This window comes from Microbulbifer maximicatervae (SeqCode), assembly GCF_052467305.1.
Genome location: NZ_CP174306.1, coordinates 615471 through 641279, shown reverse-complemented (window position 1 = coordinate 641279; position 25809 = coordinate 615471). Strand labels below are relative to the sequence as shown.

Annotated in this window: 25 protein-coding genes; 18 read left to right on the top strand and 7 right to left on the bottom strand. The window is 43.4% G+C overall.

Annotated elements, in window-relative coordinates:
* Positions 1-59 precede the first annotated feature (59 nt).
* The 14 genes from ACJJI4_RS02830 to ACJJI4_RS02765 all read left to right on the top strand — a co-directional run bounded on the left by ACJJI4_RS02830 (position 60) and on the right by ACJJI4_RS02765 (position 15823).
* Positions 60-827, top strand: a complete 768-nt coding sequence (locus ACJJI4_RS02830) for a hypothetical protein (protein ID WP_444926980.1) — start codon at positions 60-62, stop codon at positions 825-827.
* A gap of 466 nt (positions 828-1293) precedes the next feature.
* Complete coding sequence (locus tag ACJJI4_RS02825) at positions 1294-1818, top strand: hypothetical protein (protein ID WP_444926979.1); 525 nt, start codon at positions 1294-1296, stop codon at positions 1816-1818.
* 141 nt (positions 1819-1959) lie between these two features.
* Positions 1960-2217, top strand: a complete 258-nt coding sequence (locus ACJJI4_RS02820; protein WP_444926978.1) for a hypothetical protein — start codon at positions 1960-1962, stop codon at positions 2215-2217.
* Between the two features lie 131 nt (positions 2218-2348).
* Entirely contained in the window at positions 2349-2807 is a 459-nt protein-coding gene (locus tag ACJJI4_RS02815) for a DUF2314 domain-containing protein (RefSeq protein WP_444926977.1), read from the top strand.
* Between the two features lie 615 nt (positions 2808-3422).
* Positions 3423-4328 (top strand): TolB-like translocation protein, encoded by a 906-nt coding sequence (locus ACJJI4_RS02810; RefSeq protein WP_444926976.1) that lies wholly within the window; start codon positions 3423-3425, stop codon positions 4326-4328.
* A gap of 1399 nt (positions 4329-5727) precedes the next feature.
* Positions 5728-6141, top strand: a complete 414-nt coding sequence (locus ACJJI4_RS02805) for a putative signal transducing protein (protein ID WP_444926975.1) — start codon at positions 5728-5730, stop codon at positions 6139-6141.
* 890 nt (positions 6142-7031) lie between these two features.
* Positions 7032-7712 (top strand): DUF6629 family protein, encoded by a 681-nt coding sequence (locus ACJJI4_RS02800; protein ID WP_444926974.1) that lies wholly within the window; start codon positions 7032-7034, stop codon positions 7710-7712.
* A gap of 655 nt (positions 7713-8367) precedes the next feature.
* Complete coding sequence (locus ACJJI4_RS02795; protein WP_444926973.1) at positions 8368-9048, top strand: DUF6629 family protein; 681 nt, start codon at positions 8368-8370, stop codon at positions 9046-9048.
* Positions 9049-9987: 939 nt separating this feature from the next.
* On the top strand, positions 9988-11052 hold the full coding sequence (locus ACJJI4_RS02790; RefSeq protein ID WP_444926972.1) for an alpha/beta fold hydrolase: 1065 nt from the start codon (positions 9988-9990) through the stop codon (positions 11050-11052).
* 479 nt (positions 11053-11531) lie between these two features.
* Positions 11532-11843 carry an outer membrane protein assembly factor BamD gene (locus ACJJI4_RS02785; RefSeq protein WP_444926971.1) on the top strand — a complete coding sequence of 104 codons (312 nt, stop codon included), beginning with the start codon at positions 11532-11534 and terminating at the stop codon, positions 11841-11843.
* Between the two features lie 48 nt (positions 11844-11891).
* Complete coding sequence (locus tag ACJJI4_RS02780; protein ID WP_444926970.1) at positions 11892-12353, top strand: hypothetical protein; 462 nt, start codon at positions 11892-11894, stop codon at positions 12351-12353.
* Positions 12354-12480: 127 nt separating this feature from the next.
* On the top strand, positions 12481-12843 hold the full coding sequence (locus tag ACJJI4_RS02775) for an ATP-binding cassette domain-containing protein (RefSeq protein ID WP_444926969.1): 363 nt from the start codon (positions 12481-12483) through the stop codon (positions 12841-12843).
* 713 nt (positions 12844-13556) lie between these two features.
* A complete protein-coding gene (locus ACJJI4_RS02770; protein ID WP_444926968.1) occupies positions 13557-14264 on the top strand; it encodes a hypothetical protein in 708 nt (235 codons plus the stop codon).
* Positions 14265-14758: 494 nt separating this feature from the next.
* Positions 14759-15823, top strand: coding sequence for an ABC transporter ATP-binding protein (locus tag ACJJI4_RS02765; protein ID WP_444926967.1), 1065 nt, complete (start codon positions 14759-14761; stop codon positions 15821-15823).
* Positions 15824-15829: 6 nt separating this feature from the next.
* Here the strand turns inward: ACJJI4_RS02765 and ACJJI4_RS02760 are convergent, their stop codons facing one another.
* Both ACJJI4_RS02760 and ACJJI4_RS02755 read right to left on the bottom strand, forming a co-directional pair.
* Positions 15830-17515, bottom strand: coding sequence for an ABC transporter permease (locus ACJJI4_RS02760; RefSeq protein ID WP_444926966.1), 1686 nt, complete (start codon positions 17513-17515; stop codon positions 15830-15832).
* 122 nt (positions 17516-17637) lie between these two features.
* Entirely contained in the window at positions 17638-18669 is a 1032-nt protein-coding gene (locus tag ACJJI4_RS02755) for a Fe(3+) ABC transporter substrate-binding protein (RefSeq protein WP_282931603.1), read from the bottom strand.
* 149 nt (positions 18670-18818) lie between these two features.
* Here ACJJI4_RS02755 and ACJJI4_RS02750 point away from each other — a divergent pair, with 149 nt between their 5' ends.
* From ACJJI4_RS02750 to ACJJI4_RS02735, 4 genes are all read left to right on the top strand, one after another.
* Entirely contained in the window at positions 18819-19226 is a 408-nt protein-coding gene (locus ACJJI4_RS02750; RefSeq protein WP_444926965.1) for a hypothetical protein, read from the top strand.
* 130 nt (positions 19227-19356) lie between these two features.
* On the top strand, positions 19357-19623 hold the full coding sequence (locus ACJJI4_RS02745; protein ID WP_282931601.1) for a PepSY domain-containing protein: 267 nt from the start codon (positions 19357-19359) through the stop codon (positions 19621-19623).
* Between the two features lie 237 nt (positions 19624-19860).
* Complete coding sequence (locus ACJJI4_RS02740; protein WP_444926964.1) at positions 19861-21306, top strand: coniferyl aldehyde dehydrogenase; 1446 nt, start codon at positions 19861-19863, stop codon at positions 21304-21306.
* A 149-nt stretch (positions 21307-21455) separates the two neighbouring features.
* The gene (locus tag ACJJI4_RS02735; RefSeq protein WP_413664728.1) at positions 21456-21761 is read left to right on the top strand and encodes a hypothetical protein; all 306 of its coding nucleotides are present in this window, start codon (positions 21456-21458) and stop codon (positions 21759-21761) included.
* A gap of 96 nt (positions 21762-21857) precedes the next feature.
* Here the strand turns inward: ACJJI4_RS02735 and ACJJI4_RS02730 are convergent, their stop codons facing one another.
* From ACJJI4_RS02730 to ACJJI4_RS02710, 5 genes are all read right to left on the bottom strand, one after another.
* The gene (locus ACJJI4_RS02730; RefSeq protein WP_444926963.1) at positions 21858-22856 is read right to left on the bottom strand and encodes an AraC family transcriptional regulator; all 999 of its coding nucleotides are present in this window, start codon (positions 22854-22856) and stop codon (positions 21858-21860) included.
* Positions 22857-22874: 18 nt separating this feature from the next.
* A complete protein-coding gene (locus ACJJI4_RS02725; RefSeq protein ID WP_444926962.1) occupies positions 22875-23648 on the bottom strand; it encodes an SDR family NAD(P)-dependent oxidoreductase in 774 nt (257 codons plus the stop codon).
* 132 nt (positions 23649-23780) lie between these two features.
* Positions 23781-24029 carry a zinc ribbon domain-containing protein gene (locus ACJJI4_RS02720; RefSeq protein ID WP_444926961.1) on the bottom strand — a complete coding sequence of 83 codons (249 nt, stop codon included), beginning with the start codon at positions 24027-24029 and terminating at the stop codon, positions 23781-23783.
* A gap of 319 nt (positions 24030-24348) precedes the next feature.
* The gene (locus ACJJI4_RS02715) at positions 24349-24561 is read right to left on the bottom strand and encodes a retron Se72 family effector protein (RefSeq protein ID WP_444926960.1); all 213 of its coding nucleotides are present in this window, start codon (positions 24559-24561) and stop codon (positions 24349-24351) included.
* On the bottom strand, positions 24558-25742 hold the full coding sequence (locus ACJJI4_RS02710) for a reverse transcriptase family protein (RefSeq protein ID WP_444926959.1): 1185 nt from the start codon (positions 25740-25742) through the stop codon (positions 24558-24560). The genes ACJJI4_RS02715 and ACJJI4_RS02710 overlap by 4 nt, the downstream gene beginning before the upstream one ends.
* Positions 25743-25809 lie beyond the last annotated feature (67 nt).

The following is a 25809-nucleotide window of genomic DNA, read 5'->3' as shown; positions in this document are numbered from 1 at the left end:
GGCCCCGGACAGCTTACGCTTTGCTACGGGTTACTCAGGCGTTAAATGCTAAGGAAACTATGAATATTACATTACGCTCAACCGGGTTATTTGGAATTCTATTTTTTGGAATTCTATTCTCTATTACATTCTTGTCGCCTGAGAGCATAGAAGAATCAGCAAAAGGATTTGTAAAATACCAAATAGAGAAGGAGGTTCGAGAAAAACAGCATCTTGTAAGCGAATCTACAGTTGCAAATCAAGCGCTGAGCATTGCTAATAGACTTGGACTGGAATCGGAAAAAATTAAAGAAGACTTAGATAACAATCTGCCGCAAAAAATAGCAAGTGTAATTGCCTCTATGTGTGGTTATGACTGTGAAAGACAAAAGGCTTTGGCTCAGTCTATCACAGCAGGCTACCTCGATCGCCTTAAGAGCATTAAAGTTGCGCAACATGCACTCGGCGATCTTATTAAGGGAAAGTACCTTGAGATAGTGGGAAATTTAAAACTTGACCTTCGTATATTCCTTGGATCAAATTTTCTAATGTTTCTTATCCTCTTAGCCGTATCTTTCGTCAAACCAAAAGCAATAGCTCACTTGTTCTTACCTGCAGTGCTTTTGTTTGTTGCTACCATCATATCTTCCGCCATATACACATATGGTCAAGATTGGTTTTATACCATCTTATACAATGACTATATGGGTTTTGGATATCTGGCCTATATCTCTGTCATTTTTGGCTTGCTGGTTGACATCGCACTTAATAAGGCACGAGTCACAACTGAGCTAATAAATGGTATAGCAAATACCTTGGGCTCGGCGCTTTCGGTACTTCCGTGCTAAAAATGTATTGAAATCGGGCAGCCCGCAGTTTCCAGCTTCTGGCTTCCCACTATCTATCGTTCGGTTCTATAGTGTGCGATTCTCTATCCACAATGCATTCCGACTCGCAGACAATTATCTGTTTTGGGATAAACAGGCATCCCCCCGAGTAAACCATGCATCCATGCGTTTATCCAACCCATAACAGACTAAACGTTTGAAATAGCTTTCAGAATTTCTGATTTAGGTAGAACTAGAGATTATATACCTAATCTACTTGAAGGCCTATAAAAGACTAAAAAGCCTGAAAAGCTTTTATATTACCGAGTGTTTAGGGGCCGCTCATGCACAAGGAATAGTAGTCAAGTCGATGATAATCACACTTAACACTATCGTCACAACTTAGATCTAACTTACTGATTTTTAATGGTTTTTTAGTGCTTTTATGGTAGATTGATCCCTGAATAGTTTAAAGCGGTAGTAAAATATGAAAAGTAAATTTTTGCTTTGTGGTTTAGCTGTTTTAGCTTTGCCTTTTGTTTTTCATCAGAAAATAATTGAATTGACCTTTGTAAACCCATATGCAGAGTGGGCTGAAAAAATTGATACAGAAGGCCTTCAGGTTGGTCACCCTCTAGATCAGAAGCACCTTGATATTGCGAAAGAGATAGGCATTAAGAACCCTGAAAAAATAAGACTGGTTTATGTGGATGAAGTGCCATTTCCACGTGAGAATTCACTTCTAAAGTTTATTGGCGAGACAGCCGGACTTATAGGCGACGGAGTTGTGAATAATGCTCAGGTATTTGGTTATTCTATATACATAAGAAAGGGGTTCCAGATGGATACTCCGAAGTTGGCACATGAGCTTGTTCATGTTTTGCAAGTAGAGCGAGCTAGCTTTAAGGACGTCCTCTCTGGTCATTTGTTAGGTGTGTTAGAGCATGGGTATGAGGCTTCCCCTATTGAAGCCGAAGCATTTAAAGCAAATGTTAAATACAGAGAATACTAGTAAGAAATTATAGCAAATGAATCCAGTGGATGCTTTGAGTCCACTATATTTTGGGCGGGAATTTCTAGCGTAGCCAAAACTACGCTGCCGCCCAATGAGCCGCTTAGCAATGCATTTTACATATCAACAAGGAAGATAGTTATGGATGATTTAATTGGGGAGATAGGCAGGGGATTTCTCCGAGGTATCGGATATATCTTAGCGGAAATATTCTTCGGCACCATCTGCTACTGGATTGGCTGGCCCATCTGTAAACTAATCACTCTCGGTCGCTACCCTTCACCAAAACAAACTGTCTATCTAGATAGCTATAACGGCAATAGTCACGGTTTTTGGTGTAGTGCCACCGGCCTTGTTGTAATAGTTATAGCGGGCTTATTTGCTGCCAGACAGTTTTAACACGTACAAAATATATAACAAACAATAGTGCGTACACTCTTAAAAAACACTGAGTTGGACTGCCTACGTACTACTTCGCCCTGCTTTGGTCGCTGATATACTGGGCGCAAGCAGGCAAGGAAAAATCGATAATGATCGAACCGTTATTCAGAAACACGCATAATCAAGATCAAGAAATGCTTAAGGCATTCGCTCAAGCATCGAACACTATTGCTGATTTCATCGATCTTGTGAAATCCGGTCCTAAAGCCATTTATGCAGCAAAGCTAAGGTTTAGAGATCCGGATTTATCTGAAAAGCTTGGAGAAGACCGGTTTCTATACCTCTGGCTGTCAAATGTATATTTCCATGTCGAAGAAAACTTCCTTTCAGGAGTATTCTTCGAAGTCCCAGAAGAGCTTACAAAGTGGCATCAAGTAGGTGAGCGACTTAGTTTCGGTCCAGAAGATGTATTTGATTGGATGGTGATTGAAAACGGGCATGTAAAAGGTGCTTACACCTTGCGGGTAACAAGAGAACAGCTTGGTTCGGAAAAAGAAAAACAGGAATATGACTCATATATTGGATTTACATCATATGAGCCAATTTAGAAGGCAAGCGCCTAACTAACGAATGCTGTTCGTTGCTATCGCGACCAGACTGCTTACGTCACACTCCAGCCACAGCAAATTCTAACTTCATTCGACCACCCAGCAGTGAATCGTTAAACAACTAACCCTTTTCGCACACCTCCAAGCCATATTCGCCTAGCGATTTCTCAAGGCCTGAATTTCTTAAATGGTGGTCAATTTACACCGATATGGCAGAGTTGAGTTTGGTGTGTTTAAAGCTTCGTGCTGGCGCTGCAACATCCTTAGTGGGTACTCTCGGCACAGCAGCGAGAGGCAACCTTATACCCTTGATGGAGGCACTATGCGATGCTCCAGACTAAAGATTTCAGTCCAGTAAGCGCTTCCATCTAGTATCCTTCTTTCAAGGACAGCTGGTTGGTACGGATTCCCATGATCTTCCTGCCCTAGATGTTTGAAAGTTGACCAGTCTACAGTACCCAGCTGCCGGCCTTTACTTTTGCCAAGTGTGTCGGTTTTGTGCACTTTAGGTTTAAAAGTTTGGTGCCGTCAGCTCAAAATCATTTAAAAATCATAAGTACTTCAGGTGTTTTCATGTCGAACTGATTAAATTGCCCGCAGTTCATTTATTCGTTGATGAAAAAAAAAGGACAAGTTGTGAAGCATTTTTGTAGTTCTATTAGCCTCCTGATTTCTCTTTTTGCGGTGAGTAGCCACGGTTGTAGCCAAGAAGCACTTCCCCTGCTGGAAGGCCCCTACCTTGGACAAACACCACCGGGACTAACACCCAAAATATTCGCGCCGGGCTATGTCGCAACCCGGCATCGTGACTATAGCGGCTCTTTCACACCAGATATGACCGAGTTTTACTTTAGCCGAATGGATGTCGACACTGAAAAGTGGTTGCTCATTCGTTTCAAGCAGATAGGTAACCAGTGGCACGAATCCGTTGTTGGCCCAAGGGTCGGCCGCCCTCTACTTGCCCCAGATGGCAAAACCATGCACTTGGGGAACAAGTACATGGTGCGTACCGAATCAGGCTGGTCAGATATTAAAAGTATGGGGACGATGTTCGACCGCAAAGATTGGGGCATCATGCGTCTGACGTCATCAGCTGATGGCACCATAGTGTTTGACGACTACAAGAGCAATGACGTGCTACGTATATCAACCGTTAGCAACGGCAAGCGGCAACCACCTGTATTATTGGGGCCGCATATCAACTCTGGTAAGTGGACAGCCCACCCCTTCATTGCCGCCGATGGCTCTTACCTCATCTGGGACAGCGAAAAAGACGACGGTTACGGTGACAAAGATCTCTACATCAGTTTCCGCCAACAAGATGGTTCCTGGGGTAAGGCAATAAACCTAGGAGATACCATAAACACCGCCGGTAATGAGGCCAGCGCGTATGTGTCACCAGACGGTAAGTATCTGTTCTTCAATCACAACCCCATTAAGGGAAAAGACGGTGTCGATCCTGAGGGCGATATCTATTGGGTAGATGCGCAAATCATCGAAAAACACAGACCCAAATTCTAATCCGCGCAATACAAAGATACAGCCAGCCTAAATCGGGTAGCCGATAGTTTCAAACTACCGGCTCCAACACTACTCTCTTATGAGTCAGCGGCCACACTGATAGCTTTATAGTAGCTCGCTATATAAGAATATGAACTTTCATAATACAACCTCCGCATTCACGATCATGTAGTTTTGGTGTCCCTGACGACCTCACCTACAGGTCAAGCCTTATATCGTTTTCTGTTCGTCAGCTCGTAACTTTTCCAGGGTGTATTTCCCTCAGAATCTCGCTGTCTTGTAGTTGCCATTCGTTAGTAGTTGGCATTTAATGGAAGCCATAAACGGCGATCTTGCTATAGGGGCTTTCATTCCATTAATCCAAGCCCAGCCAGAGGAAATTCCACTTCTTTGCGGCCACTGCTGGCGGGTATTATTCCGTTCTGTGGAGTATCCGATTTTGAAGAGAAGATATTGCTTACTAGTTACCGCTGTATTGCTGACTATTGGCGTTAGAAAGGCTTCTCTGGGGTGATGCCGAATGCGATGATCAAGAACCAATGTGGAATATAGGTAGACTCGGCAGTTGTTCAGCTTCCAAGCAATAGACTTAGGTTTGGTGCTGTAGCACCAGATGATTCCCGGACAATTTACCGGTCATTGAGCAAAATAATGGAAGCTACAAATACACAATTGCTTTGAACTCTGGTGTGGATTTGTCTGGGGAATGTGGTTACTTCACTGCGAGTGAGTTTTTCACCAACTTCGTAATTGTTGTTGGGGTGGCAAACGATGTGTCCTGTTCAAGCTGAGCGGCATTACAATCAAATGAACCAGGCATTCGTTGCTACGGTCCTTACGGTGGCAGGTGCCATAAAGCTCTGGAGCCGCTGCACTTGCCCATTATATAGACACTATGCTTCATCATAATTGGAACTAATTTTTATGCTCTTTAAGGGATCGTGTAAATGTAACCGTTGGCACGTTGAAGTTCAGTTAGCAGAGCCGCTCGAAGCTTTGAATCCGCGTATTTGCGATTGCAATTATTGCCAAGCCAGTCCTTCCCCTATTATAAGTGACCCAACTATGTCTGCGATTTTCACTGGCGATGGAATCTCAACTAAACAAAATGGGGATCAGCTTGCTGATTTCTACCATTGCAAAGATTGTAATCAACTGCTAGCTGTAGGCTGCAATATAAATGGTCAACTTCGCGGCGCAGTAAATCTCAACCTATTGAAAGGTGTAGATCAACTTGGCGACCCTATTCAAGTTCAGCCGAGGCTATTGAGCGCTGATCAAAAGCTAGAACGGTGGGGTAAGTTGTGGGGTTTCCTTAGTGGGCTATAAAAACATAACACATCTAAATTTTCAGACACTTCGCCCCGCATCTCAAGACGTTAAGCGCTAAGGTGATCACTTGCTAGTAACCGTTGCTAGATTCTCATTTCCATATGAAGCGCAGATTGCAAAAGCACGACTTGAATCTGAAGGAATACACGCTTTCATTGCAGATGAGCACACAGTCAATATGCAGTGGCTATATTCTAATGCTATGGGTGGAGTCAGGCTTCAAGTGTCGGAAAGAGACCTTGATGAAGCCAATGAAATACTAAATCAAGACCGTTCCATTCTTGTAGACCAAGAATTAGGGCATGATGAAGAAAGAGTATGCGAGTCCTGCTCATCACGAAATGTCGAGCCGTTTACCAAGGGGAAAAAGCCCGCATTTTTGGTTTTCCTACTTTTGGGGATGCCTTTATTTTTCTATCAACATGGAGTTAAATGCAAGGACTGCGGCCACTTCCAAAAGCTTGATAATCAGCGATCATAAAATATTGCCCCTTTAATGTTGAACACGGCGCCAATACCCCACCCATACTCTTTGTTAAAAGCCTATTGATTTGAATATGAGTTTTAGATTAAAAAAATAAGGTATATCCATTCCCCCTAGCTGCTGGATTAAACCTTGGTTGCCTCATTTACAATCACCGCGAACAAGACAACGTCATTTTAAACGCCCTAATCGTTCTTATATGGCCAGTCATCTGGAAAAATAGGGTTCAATTGGACGTGACTGCCAGCCCTAACCGCAATATCCAAAATGAGTCGTAAAGCATGGCAAGGATACCGGGGCTATGGGAGTGATGACCTTTGACTGTCAGTTCTCGTTTACGGTAGATAGGTTTATTCGTAACACGCACATCTGAAATCTAACATCTCTTGAATAAAAGGCAATTACTCTGATATCAACGACTTATTAGCGCCCCCTGCTAAATGTGCTCATCGTAATGACCGGCAAGTATCAAATGGGTTAATACCTCCAATGTATTTAATTTAACGGACGTATTAAGGTTGTTAATCATAAAAGCCAACCCCACACCCAAGAGGCAAAACTGAAACCCACTTTGATTAACTGTATAGATAATGCAACCACCACAGCAACATTACACTGGCTTGTTTAACCCTCTCGGTATAGATTTTACTTATATAGGTGTCGACCTACATAAGCAAACTCAATATAGCATTATTAGTCTTTTCAGCTTAACTCATTAGATGAATTGAAAGCATTGAAGTAAAAATAGTCTTCGCAAATAAATTAAGTAGCTTAGTACAAATTAGCGGAGCCAACTGATTTTCTTGGTTAAGGGTATTGTTATGTTGTACATCAAGTTATAAGACCTTTGTTTTAATTAGAATATCTTACATATAGAGAAAATCATTATGTGTTTTTCAGCTACAGCATCATTCGGATCAGCAGCTCTGCTTATTGTCGGTGGTGCTTTGTGTACAACACATGCTATAAAAAATGATAAAACCTATTTATTACTCGCAGTTACCCCTCTCTTGTTTGCGTTACAGCAAGCGAGTGAAGGGATGGTTTGGATTGGGTACAACGAAAATTTGATTTCACTAACGACAAAAGCTTCTATTTTGTATCTGTTTTTTGCTTTCTTTTTCTGGCTTATTTGGATACCTCTTGTAGCCTATATGCTTGAAACAAAAAAATGGAAAAGAAATTTTTATATCATATTAATAATTATAGGATTTATTTTTGGCTTATATCTCTGGGTGCCTATTCTATTGGAAACAGGACCAAGACACATAATAAAAACAAGTGTATGTGGACATAGTTTATGTTATGAGTTGTCAGAAGGTGGTTTACTACCCGTCACAGTTCGAGAAAGCACTTATGCTTTACTAGGTGTTTTATTCTTGTTATCGAGCAATCATCTATTTAGAAAATTTTGGGCACTTGTCATGCTACTCGGTGTTATCACTTACTTTACTCAGAGTGAAACATGGGTATCAACCTGGTGTTTCTTTGCTGCGATATCAACGTTATGGATTTATTTCTTATTAATAAATAATTTTAAAGCAAAGATGAAAAAACAAGCTTCATGATCGCAGTATATTAGTATGTATAGATTGGCACTCTAAAAATGAGCTATAGAAAATTCGTAAAAACAGACAACAAATAATTTCCGGCCGAAGAAGCATTAGCACTACTAATAGAATTGGGAGTATTTAATACTCAAATAAACATGCAAAAATCGTATTGTAGTCGTAACACGTCCAGAAATTCTGTTACGTCCTAGTCATTGGAGATCCCCGTTTAGTTAGTTCAACATGAATGACCGGGGAGTACCGACTAGAATAAATCCCCCAATTTAGTGGAAACATCATCACTCTAACATTCAACAAGTAACCCTTAACCCAAGGCTTATATAGGTGACCAATTTTGATTGGTGGAATAAAAAACAGCAACTATCCAATTAGTATTACACTGGGCTTGTTACGCCCTATCGAAATAGGCTTTACTTCTGTAAGCATCAATATCCAAAGGCAAACTAAATGTATCTTTGCGAATTTTATAGACTTAACTCATAAGGTGAATTGAAAACGCTGAAGTAGACCTAGTCATCACAGACTAACTCATAAGCTTAGTACGAAATAGCAAAATCAACTGATTTTCTACGCTAAGGATATTGTTATGTTGCATATCAAATTATATGGCTTTGGCTTAAGTTAGAATATCTTACATATAGAGAAAATCATTATGTGTTTTTCAGCCACGGCATCGTTCGGATCAGCGGCTCTGCTTATTGTCGGTGGTGCCTTGTGTACAACACATGCTATGAAAAATGATAAAACCTATTTATTACTCGCAGTTACCCCCCTCCTTTTTGCGTTACAGCAAGCAAGTGAAGGGCTAGTATGGATTGGATACAATGAAAATTTAGTGTCACTGACGGCAGCGTCTTCTATTTTTTACTTATTTTTTGCTCTATTTTTTTGGCTTGTCTGGATACCAATCGTTGCCTTTAGTCTTGAGACAAAAAAATGGAAAAGAATTTTCTTTATTATATTAACAATCATAGGTTTTATTTTTGGTTTATATCTTTGGATACCCATCCTATTAGAAACAGGACCAAGACACTTAATAAAAACGAGCGTGTGCGGCCATAGCTTATGCTATATCACATCCGATTACAGCTTATTCGCCATTACAACTGGACATATTATCTATTCTTTACTTGGATTTTTATTTTTATTATCGAGCAGTCGAATTTTTATAAAATTTTGGGCACTTGTCATGACACTAGGTGTTATCGTTTATTTCACTCAGCGAGAAACATGGGTATCAACCTGGTGCTTCTTTGCTGCGATATCGACCTTGTGGATTTATTTTTTATTAAAAAATGATTATAAAGCAAAAATAAAAAAACAAATTTCATAGCGACAGTGAAAAAGATAAACAGGGCCTCAGCATTAAGGATGATATTGAGCACTTTAATTTCGGGCAACCATGGGTTTGAAATCAAACACAGTTATTTTGTGAGCCAAGATTTCTCAGAGAGCTCCCTTTATCCAAGCACAAATAGATCAACAATAAAAGACAGGCTCAAGCGTGCCGACAATTGGAGGATTATGATCAGCTATAAGTTACCTAAATATCAATACCATTTTTTATGTTATGTATGGATTTTGATATACCTAAATCTCAGGTACTTATCCTGAATTAGCCCACCAACACTCAGCGGAAGTTTGCCCTAGTTATGAAATAGACCTCCCCAATTTCGTTTACCTTAGCACCTTTAATCGGTTATATGGAAATGGTTACGTACTTGAGGCAAGAACTAGCGGTGCAAATATTTATGGTATCGTCAAGTACAACTCAAAACACCGTTGGAAAAGTTGACCTTAATTAGTAGAGACAGATTTTCCAGCTATATAAAATTGAAAACTAAACAACAATTCCACCAAAAAAACTCAGTATCACCTTTTCCCGGAAATCCCACCAAATAATTTACTCTATGATCCGGTCGCCGGGAATCATTCACAAACACTACCGCGAAATTACTATTTCAATGAATTTTACGAGAGCGCCGAGTACTTCTTACACTATCAATTAAAAATATGCTCAAAGACATATTAGCTAGGAAGACAAAAAATCATCCTAGCAACACATCTTCCAAATCAGCGAATATTCTAGGTTCATCGTAACATTCAATCGATCCCCGGCGAAACAAGTAGTACAAATGATTGAATTTCACATATTTTAAGGGAGTATTTGAGCTATTTACACGCATAAGGCTTTGAATAACTTTAAAAGCTATGTATAAAATACAAGCAAAGCGCTATCCTTCAACAACATAAGAACAAAGAGTAAATAATAATGAAAAGAAGGAGTTTTCTTAGCCTTTCACTTGGGCTAGCATCATTACTGCAATCAAAGCTCACTACAGCACTAGCCAAATCACAAAGTTCGTTCAAGTTCTTTAGCTCACCGAATTTTGTAAATGTAAATGGAATTAAGTTGGCGTACTATGAGAAGGGAGAAGGAGTTCCTGTAGTATTTTGTCATGGATTTCCAGAGCTGGCTTTTACTTGGAGACATCAAATTGAGACTCTCTCGATAAATGGATATAGAGCAATTGCTCCAGATTTGCGCGGATATGGCCTTACTCAAAATCCTAACAATATTGAAGATTATACCGTACCTAAAATCTGTAATGATTTAGTTGGTCTGTTAGATCATTTAGATTTAGATAAGGCTATTTTTTGTGGTCATGATTGGGGTGGTTTTATTGTACAGTCAATGGCATTTTTGTATCCGGAGCGCTGTTTAGGAGTTATCAATATTGGTGCACCACATGCATTTCGTCCAGGATACGCGGACGAACTCCCCTCTGAACTTGTACCAGTAATAGATAAGGCGGCCTTCAATCAATTCTTGCAAACACCATTAATTTCCGAGGAACTTCTGAATCAATATATTGAAAAATTCTTTACAACATTTATGCGGAGTAAATTCTTTCATGCTTCATATTTAAGGAGCCTTCCAACTAGCTCGGCTGAAAGAAAAATGGATTTAACTAAGATCCTCAAAAAAGAAGCCCTCCCTGGTGAACCGTTTCTAAGTAATGAAGAGCTTGAATTCTATATTCGCACCTTCCAAAAAAGTGGGTTCAATGGGAGTATCAACTGGTATAGAGCTATGGAACTTTCATGGCACGAACTCAGCGAGAAAGGTGGAACCTATGAGGTTGAGTTCCCATATCTTTACCTGTGGCCAAATGAAGACCCCATTAATCAGCTAGGTCTCAACGTTAACATGGAGTCATTCATACACAAATTAGAAAGTGTGGAACTTAAGGATTGCGGCCATTTCCCTTCTGAAGAAAACCCCGAAAAGTTAAGTGCTGAGATTTTAGTGTGGCTACAAAAAAATTTCCCATGATAAGTATAACATTACACAGCAAACTGACAGCTAGATTTGTACATTTTATGTACGGATACTGTGCTCCCACTATTGCGCATCTAACACCCAAATTTGTCCTCGGTTAAGCATAACGGTAGTTGAAAATAGCGTGTAAGTTATGATGCGGCACACTTTAAGCGTTAAATACAAGATCAGTGCAATTCTATGAAAAAAATAGTAATTTCATTCTTAACGTTACTGACTATTTACATATTAGGCTTCTTTACTCAGGCCTTGACCTACTCCCAGCTTGGGATAAACCTTAACAAGTATCTATATGCACCCTGGATTAGGCATCTAGAATTAGATAACCCTATAAGATTGTCTTACAACAAAAGTGTAGAGTTCTGGTGTTCTCATCTTGAGGGCTGCAATTATATGGAGCCCAGCATTTAGCTCGCTACTATGGTATATTGCTGGTAATCCTATACAGGCCAACACCTACCAGTAATAATTTTATGAAACTCGAATTTATTTTACCGAACATGAAGAGTTTATTTTTTATACTGTCCGTTTTATTTATTTCCGGGTGTGCCTCAACCCCAAACATATATGAAAGAAACGTGAAAGCTAACGAACTTGAAGCTCAAGCAGAGGAAGCTAGGGTCCGCAATAACTATTCTATGGCTACACAACTAGACAGAAAGGCCGAGAACCTAAGAGAAAAAGACATTACCAACAAAGAGGATATCGTTGCAGATATTTTCTCCGGGCTTTTTCGGCGATTGCTGGGAGGAAGTTCCAAGAGTGACAAAAATGCTTGGCAGTAAAGCAACGCACTAGTGCATATCTTTGTTAGCAAGCGCTAGGCAGTTCACTTGATAAAGTACCTACCTGTATTAATTTTTGCCATTTCGCCTGCTATAGCGTATACAGCTCAAGATCTCTATGCCGAGATTCTAAACACAAGAATAAGCGGAAATTTAATTAGCCCCTTCAAAGAATTTTCGCTGCAAATTTCCCTCACGCCAGATGATAATTCCGTTAGTTATATCGACCTCAGTATTGATAATCGACCCGTGAAGATATCCCTCCCTGAAAAATTCAATGTAAGAAATGTATTGTTATCTTCTCTCGAGATCACTCATAGTCCGATACATGCACCAAATGCAGGGGCTGATGGTATAATCGGAGTTGGGCCGGCTTATCTTAAAATCAAATATCGTTACTATTCAGCTGAGCACTGTGAATCTGGTACAGGCGAGATTTCAATATCCACGAGAATGGATACCTTAGTATACGAGGTTGATGGCGAGTGTTTAGATAATTCACTCGCCTAAAAAACATCCAACACTACTGCACAGCTAAAAGTATACTTCACTCTGGACTGGCTACCGGTTAGTGTAGTGATAACTATGAACCCGAAAGCTGCCCTAATCGTTTACAGGCCAAACTACCGGAAGACCCGTGCTCCCTATACTCTCTATAGAAGGCCTGCAATGCCGCTACGGTGAGCAGGTAGTTATCGAATCGTTTTCCCTTGCTTTACAAGCGGGAGAAATTGCCTGTTTGTTGGGCCCTAGCGGCTGCGGTAAGACAACTCTGCTACATGCCATTGCCGGCTTCCAGTCAATTACTGAGGGTAAAATTCAGCAATCAGGGGAAGTAATCTCTTCTCCCGGGGTGCAGATTCCTGCAGAGCAGCGGAAAATTGGGATAGTATTTCAGGACTATGCCCTCTTCCCACACCTTATCTCTGAACAGAAAATAGCCTTCGCTATCCAGTCAATTCCAAAAGTAAGCAAAATCCGAAATGTTTGTATACATTGAGATTTTCTATCTTAGGGCTCGTAAGTGCTCTATATTAAGCTATGCAAGTCCAGCAGAGTAGAGTGCAAATGTGCATACTTAAAGTGTCTACTTTTTGTGGGCAAGGCCACCTTATGCGACGGGCATCTCTGCACCAAACACACACTTTTGCTTTCGGCGACATTCATCCTAAAAAGCAATGCTTTATTACAGTTTTTTTCAATCACTCTAATGTAAATCGCTAATAGCGCAGTAAAGCTTTAGGGAGATTGTAAAGCCACATCAAATTCCAGCACTCAACTACCCCTCTCATTTTGAACTAGCACGGCACTGATCATATTAGCAGGGAGGTGGGACGCTTGCACAAGACCATAGACCATAGACCATAGACCATAGACCAGCTTCCTAGACGCCCATCATATTTAGCAACAGAAAAAATATCTAAGCAATTTGTTATTTGACTTATGAGGCATGAATTTTTCACTCTTAATATGTGGAAATATGGAAGTTTGAAGAGAAAGTCTTTAGAATCCGCGAGCTCGTATCATTTGTAACTTATTGCCGCAATGCTATGCCATTTTAAAACCTATCACCAAAGTACAAGTTTTGCATATACCCTCCCCAACATGGAGAGTTTAAAAGTGCAACAAAATAATGATGGGGCCTAAAGCAAGTCAAGTTAGTCACTAGATAAATGTTATAACATTAAACAAAATATATTATGAGGGTTTAAAATGAAACTAAAAATCACATCAATCTTTTTAGCAATTATTATGCTGGGCGGATGTACTAGAGCTCTGGTAGCCACATACGAGCCAGGTGTTAACCTAGAACACAACGGTATCTCTGGCACAAGATTAGCTGTTTATCAATTTGAGGATTCACGCTCTTGGATTGATGAAAATGATGAAAAATCAAAGAGCTTTATAGGCAAGCAAGGCGCTTGGAAATTTGGCCTAAAGTATGAAGGCGTTGCGTACCAGCCAGTTGCTCAGATACTGCAAGATGTTTTTATTAAAGATTTTAAAATGGTGGGTGTTGACGCCTTTAAAGGTGAGGAGTCAACCTCTCCCTCCTATTCTTTAAAAGGTAAAATATTAAATTTTGAGTTTGAAAATGAAACTGGACTAGTGACAGTAACAAGCAGAAGACATGTTTCAATAGTTTTGACTCTGTCTGACAAAGAAGGCCGAGTTATATTGGCAAACGAGTTATTCAATGAAGTCAGCAGAGAAAATGAAGGAATGGGAGTTTTACACTCTACGAATGTCGATAAACTAATGAAAGAAGCTCTTAAAGAAGTAGTAGTTAGCGTGATCAATCGTACAAATACTGAATTGGCTCACGTCGGACTGGAAGCTATGAGTGTCAGTCTTAATGGCGTAGATATAACCCCATTTTTAGACTCTATGTACTATGCCGGAATAAACCTAAATCAATAGGGTCATTCAAATCTCTAAGTGCCGAATGGTCGGCACTTAGAGTATTATTAATTGGAACTGTCTCTCTTTATCCTCGCTGAAATCGATAAGAAAACAATGTAAAAATCAATGTGTTCAAAACTTCCCCCTCATCTTAAGCCAAGGTAATCACCTATCAAAATAAGTGCGGGTACGAACATTTATTTCCTAACTGCTCAAATGGCAGGCGCTAACAGCTTATCAGATTACTCGATTTCCGCCTGTAATAGCTTCGCTAAATCAGACCACATTTAAGGTGTATTGCCTTAGATAAAGAGCTATCAAAGTTATATTCAATATATGTATAATGGCTGTTAGTTCTGGTTAACCCTAGATATATTTACGAAAACTTTATTTGATTATATCTTGCTTCACCACACTATTAAATTTAGTTTCTGGCGACTCTACGCTTTGTGTTATCTGTTTATGGATCCCATCTTCAGCTTTGCCTCTGAAAATTGCTTGAAGTGTCGAGAATGCAAACTATTGGAAAACCCGTGCATCCCATACTCACTATTGAAGACCTGCAGTGCCGCTACGGTGAGCAGGTAGTTATCGAATCGGTCTCCTTTGCTTTACAAGCGGGAGAAATTGCCTGTTTGTTGGGCCCTAGCGGCTGCGGTAAGACAACTCTGCTACATGCCATTGCCGGCTTCCAGCCAATCGCTGAGGGGAATATTCAGCTATCTGGAGAAGTGATTTCCTCTCGTGAGCAACAGATTCCCGCAGAGCAACGGAATATTGGGGTGGTATTTCAGGACTACGCCCTTTTCCCACATCTTACCGTTGAACAGAATATTGCCTTCGGTATTCAGTCAATGCCGAAAAGCAAGCGGCAATCCCGCACCCAGTCTTTGCTAAAGTTAGTGCGCTTGGAAGGTTTCGGGCAACAGTACCCACACCAGCTCTCTGGGGGTCAGCAGCAGCGTGTCGCTCTGGCTCGGGCACTGGCACCGCGCCCCAAGCTGTTACTCCTGGATGAACCCTTCTCCAACCTGGATACCGAGTTGCGCCGCAGTCTCGCCGCCGAAGTCCGCCATATACTGCGCGAAGAGAAGATCCCTGCAATTATTGTTACCCACGACCGCCATGAGGCTTTTATTGCCGGAGATAAGCTGGGAGTACTCAGCCAGGGACAATTACAGCAGTGGGACAGCCCTCAAGACACTTATCAAACACCTAGAAACTTGGCAGTTGCAAGGATTGTTAGTGAAGGGAATATCATTTCCGGTACTGTTGTGGGCAATGGCCTGATCAGTACCCCTCTAGGGGAAGTGAAGGTGCCGACAGCCGCATACGAAAGTGGAGATCAGCTCGAACTGTTTGTGCGCAGTGAGGATATTGCCGCAGGCGAACATCCCGGTGCTGTGATGGCTCAGGTTGTGGAAAAGAATTTTCTTGGCAACCAGGTGAGCTATCGCTTTCAGCTAGCCGCAGGGGAAACTGTCGAGGCCGCTTTGAATGCAGATGTTCAAGCGGCTCCCGGTGATAAACTTCCCCTGCACCTTTCCTCTGCTCTGGTGTTTGACCAGGCCCGATAAAAGCTATCAGGACAGGGCGGGCGCTTCTGAGTCCGCCACGGCTGTGCGCTCCTCACCTCTGCGCCAACCAATGGAACGGCTTAGTAAAATCACCGGTATCAATCCCACCAGGACAATCAATAAAGCCCCTAGAGCCGAGCGCTCCAGCATCTCATCGGAAGCGAACTGATAAACATAAGTCGCCAGGGTGTCAAAGCCAAAGGGGCGCAGTAACAAAGTCGCCGGCAGTTCTTTCATACAGTCCACAAAGACCACCAAACCACCCGTTAGTAGACCTGTACGCACCAAAGGTAGATGTACAGCCCACAGGGTTTGCCAGCTATTGCGTCCCAGGGAGCGGGCAGCGCGATCCATTGAAGGGGTTACTTTCTCCAGGCTGGATTCTATGGCCCCTGTGGACACTGCCAGGAAGCGCACCGTGTAGGCAAAAATAATGGCGAAAATACTGCCGCTTAACAGCAGCCCTATGGAGATATCAAAGTGTTCACGTAAAAAACCATCCACCGCATTATCAAAAGCGGCCAGGGGAATCAGGACACCAATCGCCAGTACTGCCCCGGGCATTGCATAACCCAGCTTGGAAAAGCCGACCAAGACCCGTACGGATCTTTTGGGTTGCAGTCGCTTACCGTAAGCCAGCAGCAAGCCCAGCAGTACAGAGACCAGTGCCGCTGTGATTGACAGCAACAAGCTATTGCTGGCGATCTGTATAAAATCTTCGCTCCAGTAACTGGAGAAATTACTGAGTGCGTAACTTCCCAGAACCAGCAGGGGAATAATAAAACCGGCCACCAACAGTAACCCGCAGAACAACAGGGCCACACCGGATCGCCAGCCGCACAATACATAGCGTTCACGCTGGGAATTTGGCGATTGTACAAAGTGCTTTTGTCTCGCCCGCCCCATTCGCTCCAGCGTAATTAACAGAACAACAAAAATCAGGGTACTACAGGCAATTTGTGCCGCGCCTCCTAAATTACCGTGGCTCAACCAGGTATCGTAAATCCCGACACTCAAGGTGCGTACGGCAAAGAAGTCCACGGTGCCGAAATCATTCAGGGTTTCCATCAACACCAGTGATAAACCCACCGCAATTGCCGGGCGTGCCATTGGCAGGGATACGCGCAAGAAGCTCTGCCAAGGCGTACAGCCCAATGACCGGCTCGCGGCACGTATACTGCCGCACTGCTCGATAAAGGCTGCTCGCGCGAGCATATAGACATAAGGGAAGAGCACCAGTGACAGCATGGCAATCGCCCCACCCATGCTACGGATCTCCGGGAACCAGTAATCCCTGGCTGTCTGCCAGCCAAACCAGGCGCGCAGGGACTTTTGCACAGGGCCCGCATATTCCAGCAAGTCCGTGTAAACGTAGGCAATCACATAGGCGGGAACAGCAAACGGCAATAACAGCCCCCACTCAAACAAACGACGCCCGGGGAACTGGCACATGCTCACCAGCCAGGCACTGCCCACGCCTGTTATCAGTGTTACCAAACCGACACCGCCAGCCAGAATCAATGTGGAGGACACATAGTGAAACAACACCGTGTCCACCAGGTGCGGCCAGATATTTTCTTCAGGGAAAAATGCCAACCAAAAAATGGATAGCACTGGCAGAGCTACCAGTAGGGAGATAGTAGCTACCAATAGCAGCCAGCGGGAAGCTGATAAGTTTGCTCGGTTTAGCATGGATTAAGGAATCAAAAGCTCATTATAAAAGAACGGCCCTGGTCTCTCGACAGGGCCGTTCGAATAAGGCTGAGATAGTGCTGTCAATTTACTCGGCAGCAATTCCCATTCAGTTAACCATTCTAAAAGTCAAAGCGTACTTCATCAACCATACGGGAAGCCGCTGGAACGTAGGAACCGATCTCCGTGAGACTCAGATCGTCTTCTTTAAACTCACCCATATACTCCTTAATCAACTCAGAGCGGGCAGTGCCAGGGCGTACCGGGAACTCAAAGTTTTTCTCAGCGTAAGAGTATTGAGCATCGGCGCCGCTGAGGAATTCCAGCAGCTTAACGGCATTTTCACGGTTGGGGGCATGCTTGGTCAGCGCCGCACCGGAAATAAACATATGGGTACCGCGATCTTTCTGGTTAGGGAAGACCAGATTTACAGACTTGGCCCAATCCACCTGCTCCGGCTGCTCCTTATTGGTAATCATTTTACCGAAGTAGTAGCTGTTACCCAGGGAAAGGTCGCAGACACCTTCGCTAATCGCTTTAACCTGAGCGCGGTCATTACCCTGGGGCTTACGCGCCAGATTCGCTTTCACACCTTGCAGCCACTCTTTGGTTTCTGCTTCACCGTGATGGGCGATCATGGAGGCGATCAGGGACAGGGTGTAGGGATGCTTGCCGCTACGAGTACAGATTCGGCCCTTCCACTTAGGGTCTACCAACTCTTCGTAGCGAGTAATTTCACCGGGCTTAACGCGGTCTTTGGAGGCGTAGATCAAACGCGCCCGGGTGGTCAGGCCGAACCAGTTGCCGGCCTTATCACGAAATTGTGATGGGATATTGTCTTCCAGAATTTCACTGCTTACCGGTTGGGTCAGCTGCTTATTAAGCAGATCCATCAGGCTGCTGGTATTGGAAGTCAGGACCAGGTCAGCGGGGCTATTGCGCCCTTCCCTTTGCAAACGCTCGTTCAAGCCTTTGCTGGCGTAGACCACTTTGGCCTCAATACCGGTTTTTTCGGTGAACTCCTTTAAGATCGGCTCTATAAGGAAAGGCTGTCGGTAGGAGTAGATATTTACCTGCTCGGCCGCACTGGCACCCACAGCACCCAACAAGCCGGCTACAGCCAGCACTTTTTGAAATAGAGCTCTGGTAGACATTATCGTAGATCACCCTTGGATTAAACGAGAAACATTCTCATTTGATTTAATGGCAATGTCAATAAAAATACATATGACCTAAGGCGATAAGGCAAAGTCGTCAATTTCCTCCTATGCTTAGGCTTGATACCGCCACCCATAGAGGTCCTATGTACCGCTTTGGCCCTTTAATAGCACTGATCTTTGTCCTCTGCAGCTGTGGGGGCCCGAAGGACTCCAAGTCACCTGCAACCCCTCCTGCAGATGAGTCGGCTACCAGCGCCATGAAGGAGCCCATTGCCCCACCGGGCAATGGAGCGGAAGCGGAAAAGAAAGCTGCAGCTATATGCACCCCGGAATGGTTTGCCTGGGTTCAACAGCAAGTGCTTGCCCAGCAAAATGGCGATATGGCGAAACTATACCCATCCGGCATGCCAACTACCGGTAGTGAGGAGTGGTTCACAGCCATCACCCGGCTCAGCGGAGCCAATACCAACGGTCTCAAACCCGGAGGAATGGAGTGGTGCGAGGCTATCCAGAAGCATCTTGCCGAGGGCAGTCCACAAAACCCGTTATAAGTGTCTGGAGACCAAACGCAGACGCATCAGTTTTTATTTTACAGTTTGGAAATACCGATCGCTCGGTTAAGGGAAGATTTGATTCATAGGATACTGCGATTTAGCAAATAGACAGCGAGGTAATAGCACCATGCAGCCTATCAGCAAGTTGTTGCTGGCCTTTATCGCCGCAACAGCACTACCCTATGCACTCGCCAAAGAAAAGCCCCCACCCGGAGCTATGGCCCTTTCCACCGTATTGACCAAATTGGAACAGCAGGGCTACACCCCAATTGTTGAGGTCGATCTGGACAAGGGTAAGTGGAAGATTGAAGCCTATAAGGGTGACCAGAAGTACGACTTGCACGTAGACCCCAACTCTGCGGAAGTTTTGTCGGAAAAACCGGACAACGATTAAGGATTAGCGTCCTCATTCCGAGCTATCCTGCCAGGGCCGGCTGCCAAAGCCGGCCCTAACCTATTCTGCTTGAACATTGCGATGTAATCCGCGCCATAAATTGCGATGGCAAAACAAACTTGGCCATACCCCAGATAAAATTTGTTATCCGATCATCAAAGGAATTTACCGGATTGGTCAATCACTCCGATTCAATTTCGTTTAGTCTTTCTGAGATCAACGCCACAGGATAATAAAATGACAACACAAACCCTGACCCGGCAGGATGCAGACAAAGCGGTACTGCAAAACTATCTGGACAAACAGCGCAGCGCCTACCTGGCCGACCCGGCTCCCAGCTATCAGCAACGTGTGCAGGATCTTAAAACCCTTGCCCAACTCCTGCGTGAACAGCAGGAACCCATTATCCAGGCGATCAGTAACGACTACGGCAATCGAGCCCGGGAAGAGATACTGCTCTACGATATCTACCCAGCGCTCTCCGGCATTAAAGAGACTATCAAGCGTTTAAAGAAGTGGATGAAACCCAGAGGGCGCCATACGGATTTTAAATCCTATCCTCTCTCTAAAAATCGTGTGGTCCCACAACCTCTGGGGGTAATTGGCGTCATAGTGCCGTGGAACTTCCCAATAAACTTAAGCTTTTCACCACTGACCAATATTTTCGCCGCAGGCAATCAGGCGATGGTCAAGATGTCCACCAATTCTAAGCACCTTGCAGAATTACTCAGTAAAGTCTGTGAACAATACTTCCCGGAAGAAAAGCTGGTTTTTATTCCCGATGCCGATGAAATAGGCCCAGTATTTTCCAGCCTTAAATTCGATCACTTAATCTTTACTGGCTCCAGTAATACCGGTCGTGCAGTAATGCGCTCCGCCGCAGAAAACCTGACTCCAGTCACACTGGAGCTTGGAGGTAAATCACCGGCAATTGTTGGCCCGGATTACCCGGTTAAGAAAGCCGCCGAGCAACTAATTTACTGGAAGCTGGTAAACGCCGGGCAGATCTGTGTCAACGTGGATTATCTTTTCTTGCCGGAGGAGCATCTCGAAGAGTTTATCGAGCACGCAAAACATTATGTTCAGAAGCGCTACCCCAACTTAGATGGCCAGGATTACACTTCTATTATCGACGATACATCTTACCAGCGAATCTGGGCAACCCTGGATGACGCCAAGGCTAAGGGTGCTAATGCCATAGATTTAAGTGCTGGTAAATTGGATAGGGACAATAAACTGCGAAAATTCCCTCCGCATATCCTGACCAACGTAGACGGCGAGATGCTGGCAATGCAGCGTGAGATTTTTGGCCCGCTATTGCCGATTATCACTTACTCCAAGCCAGAGGAAGTTATTGATTATATTAATGCTCGCCCCAGACCCCTGGCGATTTACCCTTACACTCACGACAAAACCTTACAAGATTTATATATCAACAACGTAATGTCTGGGGGCGTATCGGTAAATAATTGTGTACTGCACGTTGGCCAGCACGATATTCCATTTGGCGGCGTTGGTGAAAGCGGTATGGGTCACTACCATGGCTACGAAGGATTTTTGACCTTCTCTAAACTTCGCCCCATCTTCTATCAGGGCCCAATCGATCTATTAAAATTACTGCGGCCTCCCTATGGCAAACTCTCAACTCGTGTTATCGACTTTATGCTAAAACTTACCCGCTAGTATTTTTATGGCCCGGCTACATCCTGTAGCCGGGCCATCCACTGCTATAATCGCGCTCAGGTCAGATCGAAATCACTACGGCCCGCTGGCACTGCGATAATCCCTAGTCCAAACTAATACTATGGCTTGTTAGCAGTGTGGAGCCGTAGATGATTTTTCTTACCGCCATAGCTTTAGTTGGCAATCTCACTAACCCAATCCCCCCCGGCCTCGATCCCAATAAACCCGCCCCCATCTACGACAGCCCCGACCTTTACGGAGCAGAACCCTCGGTCATTGCCTTGGACTTATCCACTATTAAAGCGAAACTGCATGGTCTAGGGTTCAATCCCATCACGCATATCGAATTTGTGGGCGGAAGATGGAAAATCCAGGCGGTCTACGGAGGAGAATTGAGGGCTCTGGAAGTGAATCCGGACAACGGAATAATTATTGCTGACCGGCCAGCCAATTAATCGCTGTTTAAATGTTAAAACTAAACCTCTAGGTACAAACTGGTCACAAAAATTTACAGTGATATGCAAACATTGGTTTTTAACTAAAGGATCTTCTTAGTGAATAGAGTCCCGGTATTGCAATGGTGTCATTCCTTTCCAGCCCCGGTAGGCCCGAATAAATGAATTTGGTTCTTTAAATCCTAGCATAAAAGAAATCTCCCCCAGATGAAGGCTGGATTTGGCGAGGTAGTGATCAGCCAAACTTGATCTAACTCCCTGTAATACTGTCTGGAAGGATTGATTTTCCTCCCCCAGTTTCCGCTGCAAAGTCCTTTTACTGATAGCCAAGCGTTCAGACACCGCTTCGACAGAACTCTCTCCGGCCGGTAGTAACTCCATCAATACTGAACCAACCCGCTCTCCCATTGTGGCTTCGCTATCCAGATCCTTGAGCTGTTGACTCAATTTACCTTCAAAGAAATCCCACATAGGGGCATTGGCAGTCAGAAATGGCTTTTGTGCATCTTGCGCTGAGAAACAAATTCTCACCCGGTCTGACTGCTTAATTGAACAACCAAAAAACTCCCGATAAGGCGTTTGATCTTCAGGCAGCTGCGGTAGTGCCAATTCCAATGGTTGAATTTCCTCCCGGGTTCCCAACCGAGCCAGGCGGATATAGAAAATTAATTCGCTCAGGCCCAAAGCTTCAGGGATATTTCCATCACTTCCATAGCACTCTAAATTGAGCTTGGTGTACTCATCAGTAATATCCAAGTGCAATTCCATTGGGCCGATCAATGGTTTGTATTGCTGTATCCGCAGTAGAGCTTGATTCAGATTTGCACTGCACAGGCTCGCAAATATGGGAGGGTCAAATGACTCAGCCGAAAGGTGCTCCGCCAGTAAAAGTGGTAGTGCCCGATCCTTAGAGGCCTGATCAATACCACACCAAAAACGGAAATATTCCACCGGAGTGAGTGTCACAGCCTCCCGCTGTAACAGGTCCGCAGGTAACCCGGCGTAGGCAAGAGCCAGCGCTGTATCGATATTCATATCGTGTAATATCAACTTCCAGCTGGGAGATACCAGGAATTTCGCTGCACGTTTGATCATTACCGGACCTGCCTGCAATTAAGACTTTTCCATCGTCTGACGGGAAAACTTCAGTACCATTTTACGGGGCAGTAAAGGCATTATCCAATTCAGAAACAACTTGAGCCGTGTCTCATTAAAAGCAACCAGATCTCCCCGCTCCATTGCCTGATAGCCACATCTGGCAACAGACTCAGCCGAACGGGCATTTTTCCAAATATCGACACCCTGGAGATCACCAGCCGCAACAAACCCTGTTGCAACAGCACCGGGGCACAAAGCCGTTACTGTTACACCTGTGCCTTTCAATTCCTCAGCCAGTGCCTGGCTGAATGAAGTTACATAGGCTTTTGTTGCGTAGTAAACCGCCTGTAAAGGGCCGGGAATAAAAGAGGCTGTAGATGAAACATTAAGAATATATCCACTATTGCGGCCAACCATCCCCTTTAAATACAGGTGGGTGAGATTGGTAAGGGAAACCATATTCACCTGCATCATACCCTGCTCAGCTTCCAAATCCCTCTGATGGAAAAGACCATGTCCACCAAAACCCGCATTGTTGATTAGAGCGCCAATCTCCACACCCTCACTTTGGGTTCGCTCAAAAATTCTCTGCGCGGACATGGGGTCAGAAAGGTCTTCGGCAATAACCATTGCCTGGATACCAAACTCCTTCTCCAGCTGCTGTTTGAGTGCTGAAAGCTTCCCTTCAGACCGAGCAACCAGAACCAAGTTGCCACCCTTAGATGCATGTATCCTGGCCAGCTCAAGGCCGATACCACCAGAGGCCCCAGTAATCAGTGCCGTTTCCATCTATCTGTCTCCCAAGCGTTAATCTTGAAATCAGTATATGATCAGAAGGCGCCAACTAAGAATCCGATGATGCCAAGTGACTATCCAAGTATGCCAAAAACCATATTGGTAGCTCTTTCATCAAGTGGGAAATTAATCAGTCCGCTTTGAGTCCATAAACGGGCTGGATAAAGTCAGCTCTGTTCCACACCAGTAACAATTGGCCCTTTGCTTTCTCACCTTATGGCCACAAGAAGGGCACTCTTTCAGGTTACCAGTGGATATTTTTCCATCGCGCTTACCATCTCGCAGATCAATCTGCCCCATTTTTTCAATAAGTTCGGCCTCGGTCACCCCTAATTTTTCTGATAAAAGCTCCCACATAGCCTGATTCGCCAACACTAATGTATCTATACGTCCCTAAATATCACCGACTTCCAGTTCCAGGTTAGCGGCCATCTGCTTTGCATTTTGAGCTCGATATCTCGCATTATTTATATTTACTGAAAATATTCAAAAACGCGTCCGGAGTTCATCCTACAAATCACCTGTAGAAAAATGAAACTATAGGCTAAATAAACTTAACCTTTACAGATAAGTTTATCTGAGAAATACTCGGCTTTATAGTGTATAAAATAGAGAAGTTAACAACAGGAATAGACTGAATTTACCCTTGAAAAGAAAATTCGAAAACACTTACACATAAACCAAAAGGCCTCACCTATCCCTCTTTTCTCACCCCTTTTGCTCTCGGGCCTTTAGGAGCTATATCAATTGAAAAACTAACTCTATCTCCTTCAAACAAATCCCTATCATCCCCAATAACTTCCTCATAAAAAAAGAAAACATCTTTTCCTTTTTCTCGCCTAATAAATCCATAGCCTTTGAAGCGATCATATATAGTCACTCGTCCATAGTGCTTCTCATCACTCACAGCCACTGCTCCTTCTTAGTTGGTAGGTGATTAAATTTTCCCTTTAGATTTTTGCGAAGATCCTTTGCGAGTCCCTTATCCGTGCGTGCTAAAACCCCCAACTGATAATGAACCTTACCCAGCTGTTTTGAAAATCCGATAGTTGCCTGCCTTCTCTTATTTACATTTAGTAATTTTTTGGCATCCATCACAATTTTTTTCTTCGCATTATCATCATATCTGGGCAATATCTTCGCTAGCCTCTTCCTTAGCCCCCCTGACTGCTTATGCCCAAGCCTCTTCATTTTTGCAACAAGGCCCGACACTTTATTCCATAGCTCATGATATGCCTCACTTTCAGGAGATTTTTCATACTCCCTTTCACAAATGTAAACCAAATGGCGAATATAATCCCTATCCTTACGGCGAAGCCTTGGCTGGCCACCTCCAACCCAAACTCCTGTAACCTTAAAGTGCCCCCTATCCTTACTATGCTTTCGATATTCAATTTTTGTCTTCTTATTATTAACTTTTAAATCATATTTCCTGAACATCCCAGCTATTTTTTTTATATACCCAGAAACTTCTTTTTCGGGAATAGAGTCAGGAGAAGATAGAGTCACATCATCAAGAAGACGACTATAAGAAATCCCCTTATTTCTTAACTCACTTACGATCTGGTACTCAGTGTTAAAAAATAAAAGATTAGCAATATAAGTAGATGTACAAGCACCTTGAGGAACTTTATCCCCAAGCGTGACAATTTTAGTTAGTAAGTCAGATATATCAGGAGGAAATCTAAGGAAATTTTTGAAAATCGAACTAACATGGACAGGCCGAATATTATCAAAGAAGCGCTTTATATCTATACTTATTAGTATTTTAGCGTCCTCATGGATGGCGGCATTATTAACATAATCTCTTTTACTATCCTTATCCTTAATCCCACCCTGTAAATATTCTGGAAAAATTACATTTTCAAATATCCGCGAATTGATTCTCTTCTGTAATTTCTTTAATTCATACTTGGGGTCATATACAGTTCTACATTTCCCACTTTTTGAAACAATATTAAACTCAGTATATGAATCAGAAATCTTATTTGATAGATCTAAAAGTAACTTCGGCCTAATCCCTAAAGTTTTAGAAAGAACATCTAAAGAGCCTATTGACTTATGAGGATAATAGGGTTTATCTGCCATAATACACCCAAATAGCAAAAACGTAAGAAGTCTACAAACCAATAAGGAGCCTAATAGCTTCCCTTAT